Annotated in this window: 13 protein-coding genes and 1 pseudogene; 6 read left to right on the forward strand and 8 right to left on the reverse strand. The window is 48.5% G+C overall.

Annotated elements, in window-relative coordinates; genetic code table 11:
• Positions 1-9: 9 nt before the first annotated feature.
• The 3 genes from GCU68_RS16970 to GCU68_RS16980 form a co-directional block, all read right to left on the reverse strand.
• Entirely contained in the window at positions 10-354 is a 345-nt protein-coding gene (locus tag GCU68_RS16970) for a DUF7344 domain-containing protein (RefSeq protein ID WP_152942278.1), read from the reverse strand.
• Positions 355-428: 74 nt separating this feature from the next.
• A complete protein-coding gene (locus GCU68_RS16975) occupies positions 429-1118 on the reverse strand; it encodes a helix-turn-helix domain-containing protein (RefSeq protein WP_152942280.1) in 690 nt (229 codons plus the stop codon).
• Between the two features lie 106 nt (positions 1119-1224).
• Positions 1225-2052: an IS5 family transposase gene (locus GCU68_RS16980; protein ID WP_152942282.1), complete on the reverse strand. Its 828-nt coding sequence runs from the start codon at positions 2050-2052 to the stop codon at positions 1225-1227.
• Positions 2053-2533: 481 nt separating this feature from the next.
• Between GCU68_RS16980 and GCU68_RS16985 the strand changes: the two genes are divergently transcribed.
• Positions 2534-3085, forward strand: coding sequence for a hypothetical protein (locus GCU68_RS16985; protein ID WP_152943809.1), 552 nt, complete (start codon positions 2534-2536; stop codon positions 3083-3085).
• 479 nt (positions 3086-3564) lie between these two features.
• Here the strand turns inward: GCU68_RS16985 and GCU68_RS16990 are convergent, their stop codons facing one another.
• From GCU68_RS16990 to dptF, 5 genes are all read right to left on the reverse strand, one after another.
• Positions 3565-4917 (reverse strand): hypothetical protein, encoded by a 1353-nt coding sequence (locus GCU68_RS16990; protein WP_152943810.1) that lies wholly within the window; start codon positions 4915-4917, stop codon positions 3565-3567.
• A complete protein-coding gene (locus GCU68_RS16995; protein ID WP_193565095.1) occupies positions 4910-8536 on the reverse strand; it encodes an AAA family ATPase in 3627 nt (1208 codons plus the stop codon). Before GCU68_RS16995 ends, GCU68_RS16990 begins: the two co-directional genes overlap by 8 nt.
• 181 nt (positions 8537-8717) lie before the next feature.
• Positions 8718-14165 carry an FtsK/SpoIIIE domain-containing protein gene (locus GCU68_RS17005; RefSeq protein WP_152943811.1) on the reverse strand — a complete coding sequence of 1816 codons (5448 nt, stop codon included), beginning with the start codon at positions 14163-14165 and terminating at the stop codon, positions 8718-8720.
• A complete protein-coding gene (gene dptG, locus GCU68_RS17010) occupies positions 14149-15576 on the reverse strand; it encodes a DNA phosphorothioation-dependent restriction protein DptG (RefSeq protein WP_152943812.1) in 1428 nt (475 codons plus the stop codon). The genes GCU68_RS17005 and dptG overlap by 17 nt, the downstream gene beginning before the upstream one ends.
• Positions 15573-17276: a DNA phosphorothioation-dependent restriction protein DptF gene (dptF, locus tag GCU68_RS17015; protein WP_161991516.1), complete on the reverse strand. Its 1704-nt coding sequence runs from the start codon at positions 17274-17276 to the stop codon at positions 15573-15575. The genes dptG and dptF overlap by 4 nt, the downstream gene beginning before the upstream one ends.
• 178 nt (positions 17277-17454) lie before the next feature.
• Here dptF and GCU68_RS17020 point away from each other — a divergent pair, with 178 nt between their 5' ends.
• From GCU68_RS17020 to GCU68_RS21705, 5 genes and pseudogenes are all read left to right on the forward strand, one after another.
• A complete protein-coding gene (locus tag GCU68_RS17020) occupies positions 17455-18447 on the forward strand; it encodes a DNA adenine methylase (RefSeq protein ID WP_152943814.1) in 993 nt (330 codons plus the stop codon).
• A 101-nt stretch (positions 18448-18548) separates the two neighbouring features.
• Positions 18549-20417 carry an ATP-binding protein gene (locus GCU68_RS17025; protein WP_152943815.1) on the forward strand — a complete coding sequence of 623 codons (1869 nt, stop codon included), beginning with the start codon at positions 18549-18551 and terminating at the stop codon, positions 20415-20417.
• Positions 20418-20495: 78 nt separating this feature from the next.
• Entirely contained in the window at positions 20496-21383 is an 888-nt protein-coding gene (locus tag GCU68_RS17030; protein ID WP_152943816.1) for a DNA adenine methylase, read from the forward strand.
• Between the two features lie 432 nt (positions 21384-21815).
• The gene (locus tag GCU68_RS22015) at positions 21816-21950 is read left to right on the forward strand and encodes a hypothetical protein (protein ID WP_264373489.1); all 135 of its coding nucleotides are present in this window, start codon (positions 21816-21818) and stop codon (positions 21948-21950) included.
• 332 nt (positions 21951-22282) lie between these two features.
• Positions 22283-22405, forward strand: a pseudogene (locus tag GCU68_RS21705) (HNH endonuclease); the annotation flags it as partial.
• Positions 22406-22502: the final 97 nt, after the last annotated feature.

The raw sequence follows: 22502 nt of genomic DNA on the forward strand, positions 1-22502 counted from the left end.
GCTGGTGGATTACGGCCAGTCGGTCGGGAGTTCTTCTTGGTGGTCGTCAATCAATGTGAGAAGCGGCTCAATTTCACCGAAGCGGGGCCCGCGGGTAATTGTCCCAGTCTGGGAGTCCCAGTTGATGAACCCCGCGTCCGCCAGAGCGGGCAAATGAGCGTGGTGGAGTTCAATTTTGAGCGTGTCGTGATTGCCCTCCCCTCCGGCGAATTCTTCGGCCTCGAATTCAGCCGCAGTCCGTGGATTGTGATCGACCAGTTCCAAGAGAATCCGTTGCCGGGAACCGTGGGTGAGCACATCGAAGACCTCGCTTAGTGATGTCTTGTCCGTCGAGGCCGGATCGTCGTTTGCCATGCAGGTTTCAGTCCGGAGCAACTACGAGTAAGGGTGTTCACTGACGAGTCAAGCCCTTTTATTTCCCGTGGGAGTTAATCACCACCACGCTCCGCAACTGCCGAGGAGAGCAACGTCGTTTCGAGAACTTTCTCGTTGGCACGCCGAATGCGGGCCGAGACCGCCTGTTTTGTAATACCGAGTTCGTCCGCTAACTCGTCGAGACTCACTTTGCTCGGCGTCGCAAAGTAGCCTCGCTGAACTGCGAGCACTAACGCTTCCCGTTGTTCGAACGAAAGATCGAACTGTCGTCGGTGATCGGTCTCCTCGGCGAACGTGTAGATACGGTCGATATGGATTCTGACCTCGTGATCAGCCAAGGTGTTTTGAAACAACGCCAACTTATCGTGATCCACAAACCGAACGCTGAACTCCCATCGCGTTCCCTGCTCGGAGCGTGCTTGGAGGATAGTCGCGTCTGAGGTAATGATCGCATCGAGGAGATCCTCTGTAGGATCTGTCCACGAGATTCGGTAGAATATTCCGTTTTTTATCTTATCGAGAGCCAGAATTTTCTTGACATACTGACTGTCGAGGAGTTGCGTTTCAAACGTTTCCACCACCTCGTCGAGGTCTTCTTCTGTGGTAGCCCACAGGAACGGGAGAGCAAGGTCTCCTGTTGGGACACACCGTTCAAGTTCAAAGGTGATACCCGGTACGCCCGAGAGGGTGTTACCGAGTTGAAACTGGTCTGCATCGACAGTGAATTCGGCGACGACACTCATAGTGTCGGTATGCGCCCAGCGGCATAGACCTCACCGGTGAACTCATCACTGGTTTGATTGCAGATGACCGCTGGGTCACTGTCTCGTAACGCTCTCTGTGAGCCGATTAGTTGGAGAGATCGATCTCAATATTGTAGACAACGCACCTGATGACGAGTTCACGGAACTGTTTCCACCAGTACCGTGACCGTACGAAGGCACCGTACTTCCGTTTGAGAGCGGAATTAACCGTTTCACTTTGACTGCGGTGCCCGTAGAGATCAGTGTCCATCCGCGCATTCCACGCGTAGTGGAGTGAGGTGAATTCCCGATGCTTGATGAGTGGACGTATCTCATATTCCCGTGCGAGCGATCGGATTGTCTGGTCGTCGTATCCCTTGTCTCCGAGCAGGATACGGATGCTGTTGCGATTGCGCCTGATGAGTGATGGAGCGATCTGTGAATCGTGTTTTCGGGTCGTTGTGACGTGAATATCAAGGATAGCGTTCGCTTTGGTATCGATCAAGAGTGTGACTTTCAACTGCTTGATAGTGAGTTTCGCTCGTTTCGTATAATGCTTGGATGCATAGCTTCGATCGAAGCCTGACGCGTCAATGCTGACAACACCATTGGTTGGGAGCAACGCGACCGAGAGATTGAGAAGCACACGCCACACAGCCATCTCAAGGCGATGGAACGCTTTACACAGTGTTGACGGCGATGGAATTTCAGCGAGACCAATTTCGTTTCTAATACGTGGCATCTCGATGAGTTCGTCAAGAAGTGTACGGTATGACGTGTTCTTGCGGATTTTCAGACAGAGCAGAACGATGTGTTGGTGGAGCGTGTAGCGTTGCTTCGAGAACTTGGAGGAGTATCGGGCCGTAGCTCGTTGAGCTAAGTGAAATGCCTTCTCTACGAATTGAAGCAACCTTGATTTTGGGAGAGTCTGCATTCGGTCAACCCACTACTCGAAGCTGTAACTCTCCGAGGATTTCAACAGGGCCAAAATTCATAGATTGGGCTTTGGTGAATCGCCATACAGCGTCGGGATGTAGTGTCTCACTGCCTTCCTGAGATCGGTCACTTGGTTCGTTACCGCCGAATTCCTCGAGGGTGCAGTCACGATCGTTCCAGCGTGATGCCTCGAGTGACGTGATTCTTCATGGTAAGTCGCCGCCATCTAGTGATTCACCAGAGCCATAGATTGTTATAATACGTACCCTTCTCAAGTTAGACCATATCGATATGAAACCGGTAGAGAATGAGGTGAGCGTGCGACCTTCCGGTTGCCACCCAACGTTCCGGCGGAAACACGAGGCCATCATCTGCGTGCTCAATGCCAGATGGGGCACCGTCATTCACATGAGCAACGGTAGTTTCGAAGAAGAAATCTAGACTTATTTAGAAGCCTAATTCATCTGATAGAGCAAACAATGGCGCTCAGTCAGAACTTGAATGTAAACAAGTACGACGCATTGCTTGAATGGATTCCTGAGGTAGTAGACGAAACTGGTGTCCAAGAAGAGGTCCTCTGGAGCATTGCCGAGAAGCTCCTGCTAGAACCAGAGTCAGTGGAACATATCGAGAAGGAACTTCGTCTCAAGATACTATATGAAATCCATCTCAACCGTTTAGAAGGACAGGATCATGATGCGCTCAGTTCTTGGGTGAAAGTGAACTTCTCAGTGAATGGTGAGAAGGAGCAGATTCAATTCTCATATGGGCAATTCTCGGTTCCTCTCCAGGATGAGGACTACGACTCAGAAGCTATGAAGAAAATTACTCGGGAAGAAAACATGGAAGTAAATATAAATGACCCAGATGTAATCGCTACTCGCCCTGATGATCGAGGTCCCATTTGGGCACTTCACGTGACAAAACGAATACTTGGTGAAGTGTATGGGGCGTCACTGGCTGATGTAACCTGGGCAGAAGAGGAAGGGAGTTATAAGCTCACGTGGGAAGACGTCATTGAAGATCGATAATAGTGAGGTGATGCTGGTATACGCAGTCGGAGCGGCTGTGACCGATATATCATTGGACGGTCGCATTCGGAATGCGCTCCAACCATCGAATTAGCAAAACCGCCGGGCGGTGTATGATTTTCATTTTGAATCTGTGCACTCTTCATCCCTGAGCCAAAGCAAAATCTCAAAGCACTAATCCGGAGAAATCTTCCCACAGAGAGACTGAGGAGTGGCCTTGGAGCGGAACTGAGGGGTGCTGTGAGTTTTATCAGACTGGGTCTGGATACATACGATACTCAAAGACAGAGAGATTGACACACCCCTGGTGGATCCATCGTTTCAAATGCTGACCAGATTGCGAACGAATCTCATCAAGAGTTGGCTTAGCTACTCTACTGCAGGACGTAAGTCGTGAAAGATTCTCGCCGCCACGGGGTGGTGAGAATCTTCACACAGTTCCGTCCGATAGTATCAAAGGTCAACTGCACTTGTGTTCCCTACACAACTTCTCGAAGAATCGCTTCTAACTCGGCTTCCAACTCAGAAGCCTGGAGGATGGCGATCTCGCGGTCGGATTGTTCCCTGAGTGACGCGGTCTCTTCCTCGAGGTCCTGCACCACCAGAAGTCCATTCCATCCAGAGCCGAAGTAGTCCTCGTTCCCGTCCTCACGACCGAAGACGTACTCCTTGTTAACACGAAGGAACGCGAGGTACTCGAGTGTCTCCTTAACACCCCGTCGAATCGTGTCCTCGTTAGTGCTGTTCTTCACCTCGACGATCAGGTACTCGTGTTCGTTCTCATCCTCCGAGATGATCTCGAGGACGATGACGTCGGGACGACCCGTGTGGTTCTGGTAGTCTTTCTTGAAGTAGTTGCCCGCGACCTCCTGAGCAATGAGTTGCACCTGGTCGGTTCGAGAGGGATTTTCCTTGTCCTCGTCCGGGACGGCGACGAAGGAAAGTTTTCGATCTCGAGCTGAATTATCGTGGTAGAGTGCGATCTCTTTCTCGCCCTCGAATCTGGCGACTTCCTGACGGTCGGTCGCGATCGTTTTGAACTGTGGCTGACTCTCTCGCATCTCCTCGAGCGTGGCGACGAAGCGAAACAGGACGAACAGTTCGAAGAGCGAGTCCACGTCGTCCGGGGCGATAGCGGTTTCCTCGAGCAGTCTGCGGATCTCGTCAGGTTCACCCCGAAGCAACCGCTGGCGACCTCTGAGCAGAGAGGCTGCGTTTCGATACACCTCGTGGCGTGAGTCGGCCGCCGTCGTCAGCATCCGCTCGGTTGGCTCGTAGGTTTCGGGCTCGCGGATTCGACGGACGTGGACGTTCCGTTCGACGATTCGTTGGAGTTCGTCAATCAAATCCTCGCTCCCTTTCCACGTCTCACTCACCCAGTCGTAGTCCGCACGAAGATACTCTTCGGCCTCTCGAATCGTGCGATGTACGACGGAGATGAGTCGCTTGAGAACGAGGTTTTCGGGGATATCGTAGTCCACCGAGCGATTGTCGCAGACGAAAATCGAGCTGTCTCGAGGGTACTGTGAGTAGCGCTTCTTGATGGTGTCTCCCCAGTTGATTCGTCCGTCAACGGTCCCGCGTCTCGTGCGTGACGTCGTGCGGGTCTCAGTGCGAATGCTGCGCAGGTGTTCCGGGAGTTGCCTGATGAACTCGACGACATCGTCCTGAAGGATAAAGTGAAGATCGAGCAGGAGTTCGTACTCCTCGAAGCGCTCGTCTAGCTGCTCGGGTTTGATCGAGCGGGCGAGCTCTCGCTCCGGGAACGACCCCTTCATCGCGTATGCAAGGATGTCGCTGGTGAGCTGCTCGAGGAGTTGGTCTCTATTCATTCGTGGCGAGTGAGACTTGGAGCATCTCTCGGGCTGCACCGTGGAGTAGCGACGTTTCGATATCCGGAACCGAAGTGATTTCTCTGACGATCGTGTTTCGCTTTGGAACGCCCTCTAACTGTGGGAAGATGTAGCTGATAACTGCCTGTGTGAGGTGGTACGGGAGGTGGTCGTCGGGATGTTGGGTGACGTACTCGAGAACGTCTTTGATGATCGCGGGTCCGATCGAGCGTTCCTCGACGGCCGTGTTCGCCTGTCGCCACACCCGTCCGACTGCGCCAGCTTCTCGTCTCGTGATCTCGAGGTCCCACGCTTCCGCGTAGTCCAAGACGACATCCTCGACTGGATCATCGGAGTCCGTCGCCTCTGGGAGCGTTGGTGCTGGAACACGGACGAACGCGAACCGGCGCATAAACGCATAGCTCATCTCGTAGAGCGAGGTCTTGTCGTAGGCATTCATCGTCGCGAAAATGCGCCACGAATTGGGGACGATGTACTGATTGCTGGTGGGGACTCCCTCGAGATCGTCGTACGTGGTTAGTTCGACTTCGCGCCCGTCGACGGTGTAGGGGAGTTGGACGGATTGGCCCGAGAGGAGGGTGAACAGTTGGCCGAAGGCCTTGTCGATGTCCGCTCGATTGAGTTCGTCGATGACAACCAAGTCGTTCGACTGTGTGCCTGTTTGCGTGTTCTTGAGACGGTTGAGGACGATTCCGGGCGTAAACGAGAGGTCTTCGCCGTCCTCGGTGGACTCGCTTGGCATATAGCCGCCGACGGTATCGAACGTCGACCAATCTGCGGTCGCCGTGGTCATCTCGAAATCCGAGTACAGGTATGGGTGTGTTTCTGCGAGGTGTTCACAGACGCGCTCGGCGATTTCCGTCTTCCCCGTGCCCGGTGGCCCCGTGAGTAGGATATGTTTTCCAGCTCGGAGCGCAGTCGAGATCTGCTCGAGGATTTTCTCGCCGAGGTCGTCTTCGAAGTGCAGCCCCTCGAGGATGTCTTTCGGGATCGTGCTCTCGAGTGGCTTATGTGGGTTGATCGGTGCGACTTCGGTCAGATCGGCGGCCATCGCCTCGAGAAGCGCCATGGGGCGATCGTAATCGATTTTGCCGTCATCGGTGCGGAACGTTCCGAAACTCGACTGGACGGGGAATGCCGTTCCGGAGGCATTCATACAGAGCTGATTGGCCGAGTCGATCGGGAGGCAGTCCGTGGTGAGTGCACTGAGTTCCTGCTCGATCTCTGACGACTCTTTCTCTGCAACCCCACGTGTGGTGTCGATACGAGCGATATTTCCAGTAAAGAATAACCGATCGAAGCTCGCAACCATCGAGTACTCTTTTCTTCCGTGATATTCGTCCAACCACCACGGATCCGATTTTTCGAAGGTTTCGCCGATGATTCCGATCCCAATCACGCCGCTCGGTTGATTAGTGAGTTCTGTAGTCGATGGTTCCACTCGAGAGTGCAAGAAGGCGACGTCGCCCTCCTCAAGGTCGCCCCACCGGTCTTGTTGACCCTCTTCGAAAGAGACTGATCCAAACTCGACTGTGGTGAGCCAGTAGTCCGGCGGTGCGGTGAACTTGTAGATCGTCGGCTCAGTGGTCTGAATATGGGTCGCCAGTGGATGATCCACGTTCGATGGTTGGTCAGGATATTCGTCGGGCGTCGTATACGCTTCCTCGAGAACGCTATTCAGACGGGGCTGATTGAACGGTCCCGACATGTCGGAGTCGTCTTGGACGAGACGAATCCCACAGAGGAATAACGTCTGGGCGGGTGTGAACGCATTGAGCGTTCCGACCCCGACCTCGTCGGCTTTCGTCTCTAACTCCGACTCGAGGTGCTCATACGTGCGGCGGATCTGATCGAGTTTCGCAGCGGTGTCGGGGTCGACCTCGTCCGCCGGTCGGAATCCCGTGAGTGCGTCGGACCAGTCTTTGATGACTGCTTCACCGATGTGGTTTTTCAGCCACGCCGTCTCGTCTTCCCCGTGAGTTAGCTTCGAGCGGACGTCCTCGAGTGCGTGCTCGAGGGAGTCGTATTCGGAGACTGTGTCCGTCGGATAGATCTTTTGGCCTTGGATCTGGTTAATGAACGTCTTGGTCGAGGCGTACTCGTCGTGGAAGGTAGATCCGTCCCGATCGAAGTTGATGGCACTAAAGGTATCATTTGACCACCTTTTGAAGCCGAGTATGTCCCAAAAAGATTCTCGATCCAGTTCCGCCTCGTAGATCGGCTCGAGAAACATGACATGGGGGAAGACCACGTCGGTGACGTCGCCCCAACCGACTGCATCGGTGAAGGCAGTTGCCGTCTCTTGATCCAAGACCGTCGCGTGAGCAACACGGGCAATGATAGTGTACGCACCTCCGCGGCGACCCTCGCGATCAGCGAACAACAGACAATCTCCTTCCGTGGCGGGTTCGTCCTCCTGATCTCCCCATATTCGGAGGGTGTCGTGTTCGATCGGCGGATCGTAGACGGCTTCCACCTCGCTTCGTGGAACGCCCTCGATCACCGTCCGGTCGAAATTCGTTCGAATCGGGCCATCGCCGTTCTTCACGGGCACCTGATAGACTGTCGGGTCGGTGAACTGGCGAAGATCGGAGTTTCTCGAGGGTCGGTCGTCTGTGGCCGTTGGTTGATGGCTGGTCTGATCGGTTGTGATCGGTGCGAGTTTGAATCGGATCCCTTTCCGAGCGTTGCCCTCTGAATCGGGGATCTCCTCGAAGAAGTGTCCGGCGTACATGAACTGGCCGACATACTGCACACCCTCGGTTTCCATCGTGAAGAAGTGCAGTTCCCGTCCGTGCTCGAGGTGATCTCGGATCGCGCGGTTCCCGCGTTTCATTTCCATATCGCCGACCTGCCCCTCTCCAGTGTAGATCACGGTCCCGTCCGGGCGGATCTCGTCCTGATAGCCGTGTGCTTCTCCGGTGCCACCAGTGAAGAGAAAGACGACGGGTTCGTCTCTCGAGGGCGCGATTCCGCCCTGAATACTGCCCCCATATTTTGAGTGGAGGTTCTGGCGGTTGTAGGTCGAGTCGGGTACCAGCTCCACAGAAGAAAGACCGTGGAGTTGGTCGGCAACTGCGTCACCGGCTTCAGTGAGTTGGTTGTGATCGTCTGTTCGCTCTACGTAGCCGATCATTTGCAACCACTCGCGGTGGCGTGTCACCACACCTGGCGTCTCCATCTGACACTCTTCGAACTCGCCAACGAGCAGTTCCATGAGGTCCTCGTCGGTTCTGGGCTCGAGAGCTAACGCACGGAGGATTGTATCGAAGCCCTTGATGCTCGTGCGAAGCGCGTTGTACAAAACGATCGGATCCCGGTCCCTGAGATAACAGCGGCCGATTCGTGTACAGGAGTATGTGCCGTCTTGGTCCTCGATGAGGCCGAGTTCCTCGATGAAATTCAAGCGATCCGCAACCGAATCTGGGTTCTTCGCGTTCGTATTGGCAATGATCCAGTCGACGACTTCGTGTCGTGGTACTCCTTCGTCGTTCTCGGTAGATTGAGTGAGGAGTGAGAGTAGATCCGTGAAAATCTCTAACCGGTCCTCGATTCTCCCGTAGAACCGAGCGGTAGACATTCGGCGCTCGTCTGTCATTCTTTCGTAACACGAGACAGCATCTTCTCATAAATCCTGTTAAGAGAGTTACCTCAGAACGTAGTTGCGATACAGTTTCTTCCGACTACTCCAGAGGATACACATCCAACCCAAAATCAATAGCAGAATGGAAACTCTCGGTGGGCCACAAAACCTTCGAAAGATTGGGCCGGTTATCACCTTAATCCGACAATTGATCAATAATCTTCATTTTGTCTGGAGGGGTTAAATAATATCCTTGTAAATTAAGTCGGGTACCTGACTGAGAATGGACTATCATGTCACCCGCACCCTGTAGATCCTCAGCTCCGGGCTCATCCAGGATAACTCGAGAATCTGTATTGGAAGGGAGACGGAAACTAATACGACACGGGAAGTTCGCTTTGATCTTCCCTGATACGATGTCTGCGGACGGTCGCTGGGTTGCAAGTAGAATAACGATCCCAAGTGCACGACCTATCTGTGCCAATCGAGTCACAGACTCCTCTAAGGAGTCTTCATCATCAGCAGACATTATCAAGTCTGCGTATTCGTCGATGACGATTACGTGGAATGGCAGTGGCTCAGCATCAATTGTTTCTTGATGTTCATAGAGTTCTGCAAGTGAAGAGACTCCTGTATTGGCTAAATATTCACGTCGCTGCTTTACCTCTTCTTGGACGATATTGAATAGGTGTTCTGTCCCTGCGTCAGGAGTGTCGAAATATCCTCCTGCCTTCACATGGGGGAATGAAGAGAAGGCCCCGAAGTCAACACCTTTCGGATCAATAAGACTAATTTCAACTTCTTCCGGGCTGTGCGTAATGGCGAGAGCAGATACGAGAGTAGTCAAGAAGTTAGACTTCCCCGATCCTGTTGCACCCCCAATTAGCGCATGCCTCTCATCTACTAACGATAAGATATGATGTTCATTCTTTGTATCTACTCCTATTGGCAAAGCCAGCGGCCCGGATGTACGCTCCTCAAGGGCTTTCAGCCCTTCACGAAGGTATATATCTCTTGGGTCTCCATGGGGAATTTCGAGGTGTACCGCTCCTTTTTCAGGAACTCTTGTCCCGACGATATCTCCGTGGGCCTTGATTTGCACACTCAATGTATCTAAGTTTCTTAGGATTCCCCCTATTTTCTGTCCTTCCTTTGGAATGACGTCAATACCAACCTTTCGAGGACCAATCGAAATCGAATTTGGATTTGGTGGATGAACATCTATATCAAGAGACTCAAATGCCTGTTTTAGATTTCTTACTAACTTACTGTGGTTTACGTTAGTCTCCGGTGCAGGACTCTCACTGAGTTGATTGATTATATCTGGGAAACTCTGTTTTTGATCTCCGCCTTGTTTGCCTTTTTCTCGATCTTTGTCAGATTTACATTCCTCATCTGCGGGAGTCTCATCCGGTTCAACATCAGCTTCGGAGGTTTCTGCTACGTCGTCCTCCGCGTGGACTTCCTCTCTTTCTTTATTCGTTGAAATGTCAGTTGGTGTGTCATCGGATGTTGATTCATCCGATTCGTCTGCCGGATCAACTTCTGGGTTAACGGGTTGCTCTTCTTGATCGCGACTGTGCGTTATATTAGAACCAGAGTCCATAACATCGACTTCAGAGACGGCTCCTCCTTCGTCAGTGCTCGTCTTTGATTCGGGAGAGACGACGGGCTTTTCGAATTGAAGGTGCTTCATATTCAGATCGGGTAGAATTTCTTCAGCCGGTTTATTAGACAGGATTTCGAGCGCATCAATCGGTGCCTCAATAGATCGCACTCGTCCATCTGAATCGATCTCTGACTGGAAGGTGTTTTGCCTGATTCGAATTACCTCCCCAATATGCCCCTCTGAATCCCTGAGGAACGATGTATCAAACCTTCCCTCTAAGAGTTCTCGTTCGCGATTTTCTATCTGAACCCATTCTTCTTTAGAAATTATTTCGTAATTGAAGAGACGTCGTGCTGCATCAAGAATTATTTTGCCAAAGTCGCTGTAGAGCAGTTGTTCGTCTGCAGGATTTTCGTTTGGTCGCAACCAACCCTGTAAATTTTCAATCCCCTTTTCAATTTGGTCACGCCCGGTATCGATTTTAGAACTTCCTCCTTTTGTTTCAACAAGCCATAATTTTATGGTAGAGTCAGTCTGGTCGGTCGGTACGCCAATAAAGCATAGATCATCGCTCGATTTTCCATCTGCATCCGTTTGAAATAGTCCAGTTGTTCCGCTTCGATAAGCCCGATCATGTTGAACCAACTCATTCATGCTTATCGGTATCCACACATGATCTGGTATACTGTCTTCCAGGATGGTCCGGCTCAACGCTAGTCCGCCGACAAAGCCAATGAACTCGACTACTTCGGTATCGTTTGCTCTCTGTAGTTTTAGGGCAAGATCACCATCCACGCCAACAAGTGTTGACAGAATGTTCTCGGTATTCAGTTGACCACTGAGTTCTGATTTAGCCAGTGCTCTCTGGAGTGACAATAGGTACGGATTCCGTTTGTTAGTTGATGTAATAACATCGTAGTTGGGTGAGGACGAATCATACTGATCGCTGTAATGAATCATCAATTTCCCTGTCTGTCGCTGCATATCTGCTTCAGAACGGAGGTAAAACTCAATGCCGACGTTCGGTTGAACATGGCCTACCCAGAGTGAATTGTCCCACAGCTTTGCCAAATTTGTATCCTGAGACGACTCAATTCTCTTTTTAGGGGCTTGGCCTAATTGATATGAATCTTGTTCTGCCCCTGCTTCTAAGGCGTTAGCAACACGTGCCACATTATGAATTAATTCGTCAGAGTCTTCATCACAACTAAATCCAACAGTATAAACTACTCCATCAGGTGACCCCTCCACATCAATTGATTCACGAGAAAAGAGACCTTTTTTCAAAGTGCCCGACGGAAGTTCGCTCACGTCAGTCATTATTCCGGATTGTTCTTTCAAAAGTCCACGGAAAAATGTGATATGAGCAGGCTTCTGATCTTCCTCAACATATTCTTCTTCGTGAATATAGTGAACCTTTCGCCGTAGCGTATCTACGAGCTCGTCATCTTTCCCCTCTAACGTAGACCGCAGGCGGGACTCAGACGACTCATTAAAGAACTGATCGAGTGATTCACCTTCGGTTTTATCGCCATATATTCGTAACAGAATCGTTGGCGGTTCAAAATCTGATGAGTTAATTTTTCTATAGAAGTGGAAAAGGCCCTTAACAACGGATTCTAAGTCACCCATATTCACCAGATTAATGACTAGATGCCGCTCTGGGTGGAGTGAAAATAAGGAGGGGAAAGCTTGAACAAATGTATATAGCTTATCACGAATTACTCGTTCCATATACGAGGGTGTTACAGCTCCTGGTGATTCCACTGGTGAATAAATTTGCCACAACGGATTTTCTCGGTACCGTAGACCTCGAAGAAGTTTGTCAGAAGTGTCCGAAGTGCGATACGGGAATATACCAGATGGACTGAATTTATCAACAAACTCTTCCCGTCTAAAGCCAGTGTCTGCGGTTCCAACGAGTTCTTCGTCGCGCCATTCTGCTATTCGTAGACCATATGCTAATAGTACTGGATGGAAGGGTGTTAGCCAAACTTTGTCACCGGTGGTTGACTGAATCGTTCCTAATAATCGGAGCGGGGTAGACGGAGTAAATGTCTTACTCGTACCAACCTCAGCAGCAGCATTGACGTAAGACTCCAGAACGTTTCGAACTAGCTTTTGTGTCTGCTGGTCCCACTGGTCACTCGTCGGCGTCCGTTCGCGACTTTTGAAGTGAACGAAAAGATCTTCATACGCTTTCAGTAGTGCTTCTGGAACTTCGTTCGCGTCCTTGATTAGAGTCCCAAAGTCAATTGAGTCACCTTCAACTTCACGACCGAGTGGAGTTCCTTCATTGATTATATGTTCCTCAATCTGAATAAGTTCTAATGCTGGATCCTCTAATCCAATACTTTTCCCTGAAGTCCTATATATTTCGCCGCGATCTGTATTAATAGAGAGTTGATCTGGTAGGTGGAACGAATCTTGTCCCCAATGATTTGGCTCAACAATAGCGCTTAACATCAACGGAAGAATGACCTCTTCAGTTTCTACCGAACTCGTCTCAGTAAGAAAGGCAACCTCTACAGGTACCCCTTCAGGGGGAGCAATTCGGAAAGATAACCGTTCTGTAACTTCGCTAGGCCTTGGTCGGATCGTAGTTTCGCTATCGAACGAGACCGTTTCACCGCTCTCAGTTATTTCCACTTCTCGTGGTTCAAAATTGAAATCAAGTCGTTCTAACTGCTCTAGGTATAATTCTGTATCACCTGGTAAGAGAAGTGTTTCTTCTTCAACATCCACATCAAACGTAGTACCGCTTGTAGCGCGGAAAAACCATTCTGGAACAACAGCGATGTCAAATTGATGAGTAGGTTTCCCTCGAGTCGTTTTTTTCCCCACATAGAACTGGAACTGGGCATAGTGTGGTACCTCGGGATCCAGATCCTCGATCGAGGCAGTAACACGCTCTTTGCGTTTTGATACACGACCGATGTCGTCTCCATTCGGGTCAATACATTCAAATGGGGTATCTTCTAAATCAGCATTAAATTGAGCGGTAACGCTTATATCGCCGTCTTTAGCGACCAAGAGAAGTGTCTGCCGAATTTTCGATCCCTCCTCTTGGGAGTTGTATATGCGCTCATCTGCTGCGTCAATCTCAAGATCCTGAAACCGCCGAATCTTTCCCTCCTCTTCATGCTTCCGGGCTTTCGAGTGCTTAGCCCATGACCAGTTTCCTAATTCAAGAACCTCATTGATGAAACTCTCTTCATAATTTGCTTTGAGACGTGATTCAGTGTCCACCCCCGCTCGATGTGCACGCCGAAGATTTTTGGCGTGGTTGAGATTGCTCTTCAGTGTTTTTTCCACGGCCTCCGCAAGGTCCTCCTCATTTTTCTTGTCAGTAAGAAACTGTTCAGTTAGCATGTCATCATGTAAAAATTGTGGTAAATCACCAATTAGATTAGGTAAGCGATCATATTCTTCGTCTTCTACTACATCTCTAATCTCACAAAGTGTGTCCAAAATTTCCGTGCTTTCAGCCTGAATTGCATTTTGGTCGATAACGCTTTTCAGCCCCTTCAGCAGAGCACTACCTTGCGTTGACTCGATGTCACTGGGGTCCAGAATGTTATTTTGGAACGATTCAAGATTTATCGGCCCATCATCCGCAAACAAGTCCTCTGACGCCTCTAACGTATCCAGACTAGAATCAGTATCCATTATCATAAGCATCGCCCGCGGTTCAGTTGAATTAGCTGATTCAGAGATCAAATTCCGCATTTTAGTAGCAAACCCTTGGACGACGATGTGATCATCAGGGTTCTGTGTAGTAACCTCAGGTTTTACACGGAGAAGATATGTAGGGACACCTTCTTCTGGAATATATGTAGGCAGTAAAATACTGTCGCCAGCTACCTCGATTGGTGGCCCATCTACACCAATTTCATCAACTAGGGCTTCCGCAAATCTATCTGTAACTGCTTTGCTATCGAATTTTGCAAGCAAAATCTGACCAGGCTTTGGAGGGCGAGATTTGAGGAATTCCTCCAAATGCTTTGCGAGTCGGTATTCAAATCGTTCGGACATATACAGCACCTCCACTGTCGCTTTGACGATCAATCATTCCCATCTCTTCAAGTTCGTCGAGAGCAATACTCTGGCTTTCTGAATCAAGGTATATTCCTCTGTTTTCTAGGTATTGTATGAACATGTCGTAGTGCATATCGTCTTCTGCAAGTATGAAGAGCCGCGCTAGGAAGCGTAGTGCGGCTTGGTTAAGGCGCAGCGTTGGACCCACGCCTGTTTGTGTTCTCCAGTATTTCCGTTCTTTCCCGTCACCCAGTTGTCGTATGACATTTAAACCAGCTGTAATTGGAGTTTGATTTGAAGCAGATCGCTGCTCATAGCTTTTGCGTACAGCAACCGTGAGTCGTCTTGCTGAGGTTACAATGTTGACTTCTGGTTGACGTTCTCTTTCTGGAAAGTGACTTTCAATGGCTTCTACACACGATCGCTTGAGTGAGTCTGGTAATTGGACTGCCTCTGATAATGTGTACGCTTTTCGGCCATCATCGTACTTGCTGCCTTGAACTGTCTTTGCGATTATACTTAAAGCCATAAGACGTCCCCAAGAATCGTAGATGTCTCGTTCGATTCCATCCCCATCTCGCTGACGGTACTCTTGTGAGAATTTTCGGTCCTGACTTGCTGATTCATTCCATAGGCCATAGTGTGTGTCTTTAATCTCAGGTGAGTAGGAGTCGTCTGGATTCTCCGATAACTGTTGGAATTCTAATCTCAGATTGACAGAAAGTTGAATATAGTAGACCATGAAATGCAAACTAAACAGGTCACGAGCTGACTGGAGCCAGTTCGATGGAGAGTCATGTTCATCTCGCAACCAGGCCTCGAGATCCTTTTGAAAAGCTTTTGAGACATCACTCACATATGGTCGGATCGGCTCGGGTTCATCAATACCTTCTGTGTCTCGTGTGTTTTCTTCTGCTACTTCAACGAACACCTGTTCGAAAATGTTCGATGGATTTTGCTGTTCAAGTCGACTAACGAATCTCTTGTGCAGATCTGAATTGAATTCGCCATCACCCGACGTCATTAACATCGTGTACCACTTCCCCCAATTCCGAGTCTCTTCGGGCTTGATACACTTAGGAATGGAAGGATGAAAGGGGATCATGTATCGTTTTGCCTTCTTTCCACGGGCGCCCCGTTCACCGGTAGTGGTGTATGTTGATGAAAAGATTTGCCAAGCAGTGTCAATACCTTCTTGGGTCTCAAATGGACCGTCTTCAGCAACCTTCTCGCGAAATTCTTTGACCGAATCAACGGTTGGCTCGGCTCCCAGCACACTTGTCAAAATCTCTGAAAAAATTGTTTCTCGAACCGTTGGTGCCGGTGACGTTGGAAAGAGAGAGCCTTTTATTACGCGACTGCTCGACGTTTCCAGCGGTGGAACTGAGTCTTTGTATTCCATTTTCATTGGCCTTTCCCTCTAATTTTGATTCCATCGAAGGCCCCCTTTTCGACGGATAATAATTCTTCACCGTTCTTATTGACAATACGGACAGAGTTTTGCTTGTCAGTGAATTCAGATAGGCGAGAGTGAATTAATCGAATTCCCTCGGATCTCTCTAAATCACGAACATTTGGATTGTAACCCATGCTAATTCGCTTCATTAAGACATAGAGTTCGAAGGAGATTGGTATTGGAACTTCAGTATTTGCTTGTTCGGGTTCAAGAACAAACCAGAGCTGCCCAGGTGTTGTTTCACGTTTCGTTCTCTGTCTGGATTTCTCTCTGTTCGGCGAAGGGTTTGACCATTGTGCCAGAAATCGGTAGTCTGTAGTTTTTATTCCATCAACGAACTCAATATAATTGCTGTTTGTATGCTTTCCACTCCATCCCTTTAGCGCATCTGTTAGCGTTTGGTTCATATTGACCGCACAGTTTTTAAGTTCCTTCTCGACTTGAGGATCGATTTCTTCACTCGTATCCCGGTTGAGATATGTATATGCACCAAGGAAGTCGGTGAACCAAGACCATTCAATAGCCGTTCGAATTTGCTCGCGTTGTTTTCCTTCTAAGTACTGTTTTCGAAGCGTAGTTTGGATCTTCTCCTCGATCGAGAAATTAGCTATAGTTGGATGGGACTCCAAAATTTCATCTAGTGTAGATGGGTTTGCAGCCCATTCAAGAATTCTAAGATCAATTTCTTTTTCAGACTGGGCAGATGGATCGAGGTGTCCACTCCGCTCTCCGTCGTGATCGTCTATTATTTGGAATACACTATTCCAGATCATCATTCTCGATGTGATTTTTCCATCTGTCTCGATCGAGCGTCCGATCGGACATGCCGAATCTTCCTTAGCAATCGATTCTAGCGTAGGTGGGAGGAGAATAGATGCTAAGTAATCCAAGATTCGACGAGGATTCAGATACGAGTTTTCAATAAGACTCTTAGCTGCAAGTAAACGAGCAATATTCGCCCTCACCTCGTCATCGGTGAATCGTTCCATATTATAATGGAGTGGGCAATCACCGTGTGCAGGACATTCCTCTTTCTCAAATTGAAAAGCTTCGTAAAACGGACTTTCCGGATCACTGGCATCGAATTTGTCTACGATTTCACGGAGTAGACCTTCTCCAAAGTGATCTGGTTGTGTCCTGAACAGTTGTCGATGACTTAGGTTTAGAACCCGGATTGAGACTTTCTCATTTGTCCTCTGAGGTTTTGCCCCCTCTATCGCATCCCATATTTCTTGATATTTCTCTTTCTTTCCTTTTCGCTCGAAGAAGTCAATAGCAAGACCGAGATTAATTGCCACTCCAGAACGAGGACCTTCTCCTTCGTTTATCCGTTGTATTGCTGTATCGAAGAACTCGCTAAGTGTCTCATCATATGTTTTCGTTTTTTGGGTAGATGCAGTGGCATCCATATGGATGTCCGTTTCTGTCAATGAGTCAATCCCCTCTTCTTGAGCTAATCGATATGCTCGAGAGAGAAGGGCACTTTTTCCATCACCTGCGCTTCCAGTGATAATTAGTAATTTACCGTCTTCGATATAGTCATCAACAAAGAAAGACTTGACTAAGTCATCTTCTTTCGTAGAAACATATAACCCTTGACGTAAACTATTGCGGTCGATATGTCCACCAACAATGGCACCTGCTTCCCCCATTTTACAGGATCTTAGAAGATCAAATAAGGTTTGTTTATTCGTGTCTATCAATGACATCTGTTACTGATGACTAATCAACTCAACTCACTCCAAATAAATGTAGCGGATATAAAATATGTGAACGATAAGAACAACTCTATATCAAACGAGTTTTAATCGCGCCTTCTCTATTCGCTTTATGGCCGAACCCATTCTTCGATGGGCAGGGGGAAAAAGACAATACCTCGATAAAATCCTGCACCACCTGCCACCAAAAATGGAATTTGACGCATATTTTGAACCTTTCTTTGGTGGAGGAAGTGTGTTTTTCTCTTTGGAACCTTCAAATGGGTACATCAGTGATGTCAATCCTCGTCTCATGAATTTCTATTCACAGATTCAGAATTCACCCTCCCAAGTAATATCGAAAAACAAGGAATTAGATAGAGAGTTTGAGGCGCTTGTATCACAACGACAGCGAACATTAGATGAGTACGGAGATTCCAACAATATGTCCAAAAGGGAACTTCCGGATGAGCCCAAGTCGTCGGAAACCTACAGAACCGAGTTTTACGAAACGAAGCGTGAAGAATTCAACGATCTACGGAATTCTAATGGAGAATGTAAAGATCCACTTCGCGAAGCCGTTTTGTTCTTGTTCCTTAATAGAACCTGTTGGAACGGACTTTATAGATCTAATCAAGAAGGTGATTTTAATGTCCCACTTGGACGTCAGTGGACAAAAATAGCATTTCTTGAAAACCGGATTCATGAGGCTCACCGTGTATTAAGCAGTACTACTATTTCATCAGGAGATTTCGCACAAGTCCTTGAATTACCGAGTCAGAACGACTTAGTCTTCCTCGATCCACCTTACCCGGCCGGTCCTAACGAGGATGGTTTTCAAGATTATCACCCTGCAGGATTCGGTCTTGATCGCCAAAAAGAACTTGCTGAATTTGCGCTCAAACTGGACTCACAAGGAGTCTATGTAATGATTACAAATGCCCCTTCAGAAGCTGTTATGAATATCTACGAAGAAACGGGGGTTCTGGACCGGTTTGAAATTGATCGATTAGAGGGGTCTCGAATGATTAATAGCGTTTCAGAAAACCGCACTGATATTGGAGAAACAGATGTTATTCTTACTAACTACGACCAAACCGGTAGTGCAGGCGTATTCAATTTTTGATTGAATATTTTGGGAGGATAGAAGAGAGGATAAGACTATTCAGAAGCGGCCACCGGAAACAGCCCGATATATTTATGAGTCTAGGATCGAGCAAATAGTATGTGACTCAGCAGACAGCGCAAGATCTGGCTCAGCAGCGAGCTCAACTCCTTCCAACAAAGGATACGCTCAAAGCGCTGAAATCGGACGTGACTTTGGAGTCTGCTTGCCTAGAACTTTGCGATAACTCGATAGATGCGTGGAAGAGAAATAAGAATCAATCGGGATCTGCTCATCTTGAGATTTCCACGGAAGAGAAGGATAAGAGAACAGAACTACTAATCCGAGATGATACGGGCGGTGTCCGTCGTAAGGACTCGTCTATGCTTTTCGGTTTAGGACAGACTGCCAAAGGCGACTCTCGCGGTTTGATTGGGACATTCGGAGTAGGTGCAAAAAAGAGTCTCGTCAACCTTGGGATTCCGTTTCAGATCCGCTCATGCCATGAGGATGAAGATGTTGGATGGACATATAGAATCACGGAAGAATGGTTTGAAGATGACACTGACTGGTCAGTGAATATTCACCCAGACAGAGATATTAGCCCAGGAACGACAGAAATTCGGATTGAAGACCTAAATTATAATTGGACTAAAGAAAATACGGAAAATTTGTGTTCTGCACTCGGACAAGCATATAATTGCTTTTTATCCGACGACTTCCAGAGCATCAAAGATACAAATTATAATCTTAAAATAACTGTCAATGGTACGCCAGTTACAGCGGAGGGTCTCCCAGAATGGTCATATACACCATTTGATGGCTTGGCACCACGACGCTACGAAAATATTGAGATAGACCATCCAGAATCTAATAAACCAGTTTCTGTTTCGATCACTGTTGGTCTACTGAGAAAAAAGACGGCTGATAACGTTGGTACGGACATCTACTGCCAACAGCGAAAGATCGCATCCGGTCTGAGAAATGAAGTTGGCGGATTTGGGAACGGACCAGAGGGAATTGGGAAGTTTATGGCTCGCCACGAACGGCTGAAAGTTATTGTGGAAATTGAGACGGAGGCAGATGGTCGATTACTCCCGTGGGACACTCAAAAATCTACGATCGACCGATACAACCCAATTATGCGTGGCACTGAGACCACACGCGGCGTATATAATTGGCTGCGCCGAACGGTTGAACCATATTACCTTCTTGACGCAGACAAGGTGCCCAGAGCCTTCGTAGAACCCTATAATTCCACTCATGATCAAGCAGTTAATAATGGATCACCTATCATTCATGATTATCGCGGGCGAGAGAGGGTTGGAACAAATCACCGACCAGATACCGATCTCTCAGAAATTAAATCTATCCATGATGCCGCAATAGCACATGCTGCACTGCGAATTAGATGTGATGCAGCGTTTAAATCATCAAAACTCCCTGCCTATACCTTACAACTCGAAACGGAATGTGAAAGAGATATTGACACACTCACTGAAGTAACGACTGTGCCACCTGATTCAGTGGTTGAAGAGCCTTTCCAAACAGTTGGCCAAATCAAAGAGTTGGCACGACGGCATATTGCTGAAGGAATCATCTATATTGACGAGTTAGAAGCATGGGGGCGTCCAACGTATGAACGGTATGTCAACCAAAACTCTGATGACAACTTGGAATTAGTAAACGAATCTCCACAGGGGGTTCCCGCAACTTTTGAAGAGTTGACAGACGATGTCATGCAAAAAACAATCTCTGCTAATTCCTCGAGCAATGTAGCGACCTCGAAAAAGACGGTTTCAGAGGAAGAGGAAAATGGATGCGCAGAAATATACTTGGTCCTTGATCGTGGTTCTGATGAGGAACAAGTTGCAAGACTTTTAGAGTGTGAACGAAACAAAATTTGTCGCTCACTTGACCTCTCTTCTAACGAAGCAGACGAGGTTGTCTGGGAAGAGTTGAAGCACCACCTCGAGTCTTTGATCGATTAATGATCACGATTGTACAAACTCCCGCAAATATGATCAGTAAATTCCGAATGGACCGTGTTCTGACATTCGAGGTAATACATGGCTAAACCAGTTCTAAAGTGGGCGGGTGGGAAAAGACAAATGTTAGATGAAATTCTCCCCCGTGTACCCTCCGAAAACCGATTTGACCGTTATTTTGAACCATTTGTAGGCGGCGGCGCTCTATTCTTTGAGCTTGAACCATCCAATGCTTACTTGAGTGATGTGAACTCTCGGCTCGTTAACTTCTACACACAGGTACAACAACGACCTGAGGAATTGATCGGGGTAATTAGCGAACTGATCCGGAAGCATTCTGAGGAACTCTACTACGAGCGACGAACAGAGTTCAATGAAATTCCTCAGAATGCCAAATGTCCTGATCTCCTTCTTCGCCAAGCAGGGCTCTTTTATTATTTGAATCAGACCTGTTTCAATGGCCTATATCGAGAAAATGAAGAGGGGGATTTCAACGTTCCTTACGGGAGACAAAAAACAGATCCAAGTGTTCAACCGGACCAGATCCGTCAAGCTCATAAAGCCCTGCAGTCTGCGACAATCAAATCGGGGGACTTTATGCGGATCGAGGAGATGGTAACAGATAACGACTTAGTTTATTTTGACCCTCCTTACCAAAAATTGTCTGGCGGGTCCAACTTCTCGCAATATAATAAAAAGGGATATGCATCTGAAGAACAAGATGATCTCCGGAATCTTGCAGTTCGACTTCATAAAAAAGGGGCGCGCGTACTGATCACCAATTCCATCTCAGCAAAGTCCCTGTATACTGCGAATAAAATCCCTGATCCGTTTCGTGTTGTCGACGTCACTGCCGAACGGGCGATCAACAGCGACTCTGCCCATAGGACAGTGGCATCAGAAATCATAGTGACCAACATATCTCCCTTCGAGTTGACTGATACTGATACTCTTCCCTTCTTACAATAATGGCACAGGCATTAGTCTTTAGCCAGGCTTTGGCGATCGATTGAGCGGTGATAGCGGACTATCGTTGAACAATTGGTCATTGTCTGTGGATTTTCTGGACGTCTTTGATCAGTTGTAGTAGCGTCAAAATCCTCGAGCGCGCGTGGTGTCATGTGGATTGGCTAGTCGTGGGTATCCATCCCCCCGAGCAGTCTCGGCAGACTCCTCAGCAGACAGTCTTGGATGGGTATCTGAAGACGGCGGCTGTCCACGGGGTGTCTCGGATTTAGTTTTGATAAACTCGAAATCGAGAATTCTGCCTGCTTTTATTCGTTTAACAGCATCGATCCATGAATAGAATCAGAGAAACAGTCCGGGGAATGGCACGGATATGACGACGAACTGCTCAATGATGGGAGGCTACTCTATACCGGCGAAGAACGTGACGGAGACATGACGATGGACGCCGGAAATACAGCAATCCGGGATCACGAAGAAAATAACGATGAGATCCATGTTTTCGAAAGTGGCGAAGGTGCGTGGGAAGTGTCCTACGTCGGTCAGTTTGAATACGAAGACCATCACTGAATGCATCTCCCAGATCGGAGCGACAATGTGCGCGATGCAGTTCGATTCGAGTTCGTCCCCGCCGGTGGTGTAGAAATCGATACTGGAGTCACGAGCCTCGATGACATCTCCGTAGACGAACTGTACGATCAGGCCGAGGCGAGTGTGAGCGGCGAAGGCCGAACGACAAGCGAATCGCGATCTCGAACCACGTATCCGCGGTCAGAGATCGTTAGAAAATACGCGCTCCGAGTCGCTAACGGTGTGTCAAGGTTGTGGCGACGATGCTCCGTTTCTTATGATGCTGGGAACCCTTTCTTGAGGTCCACCACCTTCACCGACGCAGTGGGGTAGATCACCCAAAGAATGTGATCGCGCTCTGTCCGAACTGCCATCGATGGGTCCATCATGGGCGTAATGGAGACGAATTTAACCAAAAACTGATTGACAGAGCAGAACAAATGTACTCGAGGTAGTCGACCGTCCTCGAAGACCGGGTTCGCGGACGGAATCGAATTGAAACTACGGTTAGAACAGAAGAAGGGTAATTATATCTGAACAGAATGCGTCGCG

Source organism: Natronorubrum aibiense (assembly GCF_009392895.1).
Taxonomy (GTDB): domain Archaea; phylum Halobacteriota; class Halobacteria; order Halobacteriales; family Natrialbaceae; genus Natronorubrum; species Natronorubrum aibiense.

Coding starts and splice junctions, on each gene's coding strand:
- GCU68_RS16970 (WP_152942278.1), bottom strand. CDS start 354: ATGGCAAACGACGATCCGGCCTCGACGGACAAGACATCACTAAGCGAG.
- GCU68_RS16975 (WP_152942280.1), bottom strand. CDS start 1,118: ATGAGTGTCGTCGCCGAATTCACTGTCGATGCAGACCAGTTTCAACTC.
- GCU68_RS16980 (WP_152942282.1), bottom strand. CDS start 2,052: ATGCAGACTCTCCCAAAATCAAGGTTGCTTCAATTCGTAGAGAAGGCA.
- GCU68_RS16985 (WP_152943809.1), top strand. CDS start 2,534: ATGGCGCTCAGTCAGAACTTGAATGTAAACAAGTACGACGCATTGCTT.
- GCU68_RS16990 (WP_152943810.1), bottom strand. CDS start 4,917: ATGAATAGAGACCAACTCCTCGAGCAGCTCACCAGCGACATCCTTGCA.
- GCU68_RS16995 (WP_193565095.1), bottom strand. CDS start 8,536: ATGACAGACGAGCGCCGAATGTCTACCGCTCGGTTCTACGGGAGAATC.
- GCU68_RS17005 (WP_152943811.1), bottom strand. CDS start 14,165: ATGTCCGAACGATTTGAATACCGACTCGCAAAGCATTTGGAGGAATTC.
- dptG (WP_152943812.1), bottom strand. CDS start 15,576: ATGAAAATGGAATACAAAGACTCAGTTCCACCGCTGGAAACGTCGAGC.
- dptF (WP_161991516.1), bottom strand. CDS start 17,276: ATGGGGGAAGCAGGTGCCATTGTTGGTGGACATATCGACCGCAATAGT.
- GCU68_RS17020 (WP_152943814.1), top strand. CDS start 17,455: ATGGCCGAACCCATTCTTCGATGGGCAGGGGGAAAAAGACAATACCTC.
- GCU68_RS17030 (WP_152943816.1), top strand. CDS start 20,496: ATGGCTAAACCAGTTCTAAAGTGGGCGGGTGGGAAAAGACAAATGTTA.
- GCU68_RS22015 (WP_264373489.1), top strand. CDS start 21,816: ATGACGATGGACGCCGGAAATACAGCAATCCGGGATCACGAAGAAAAT.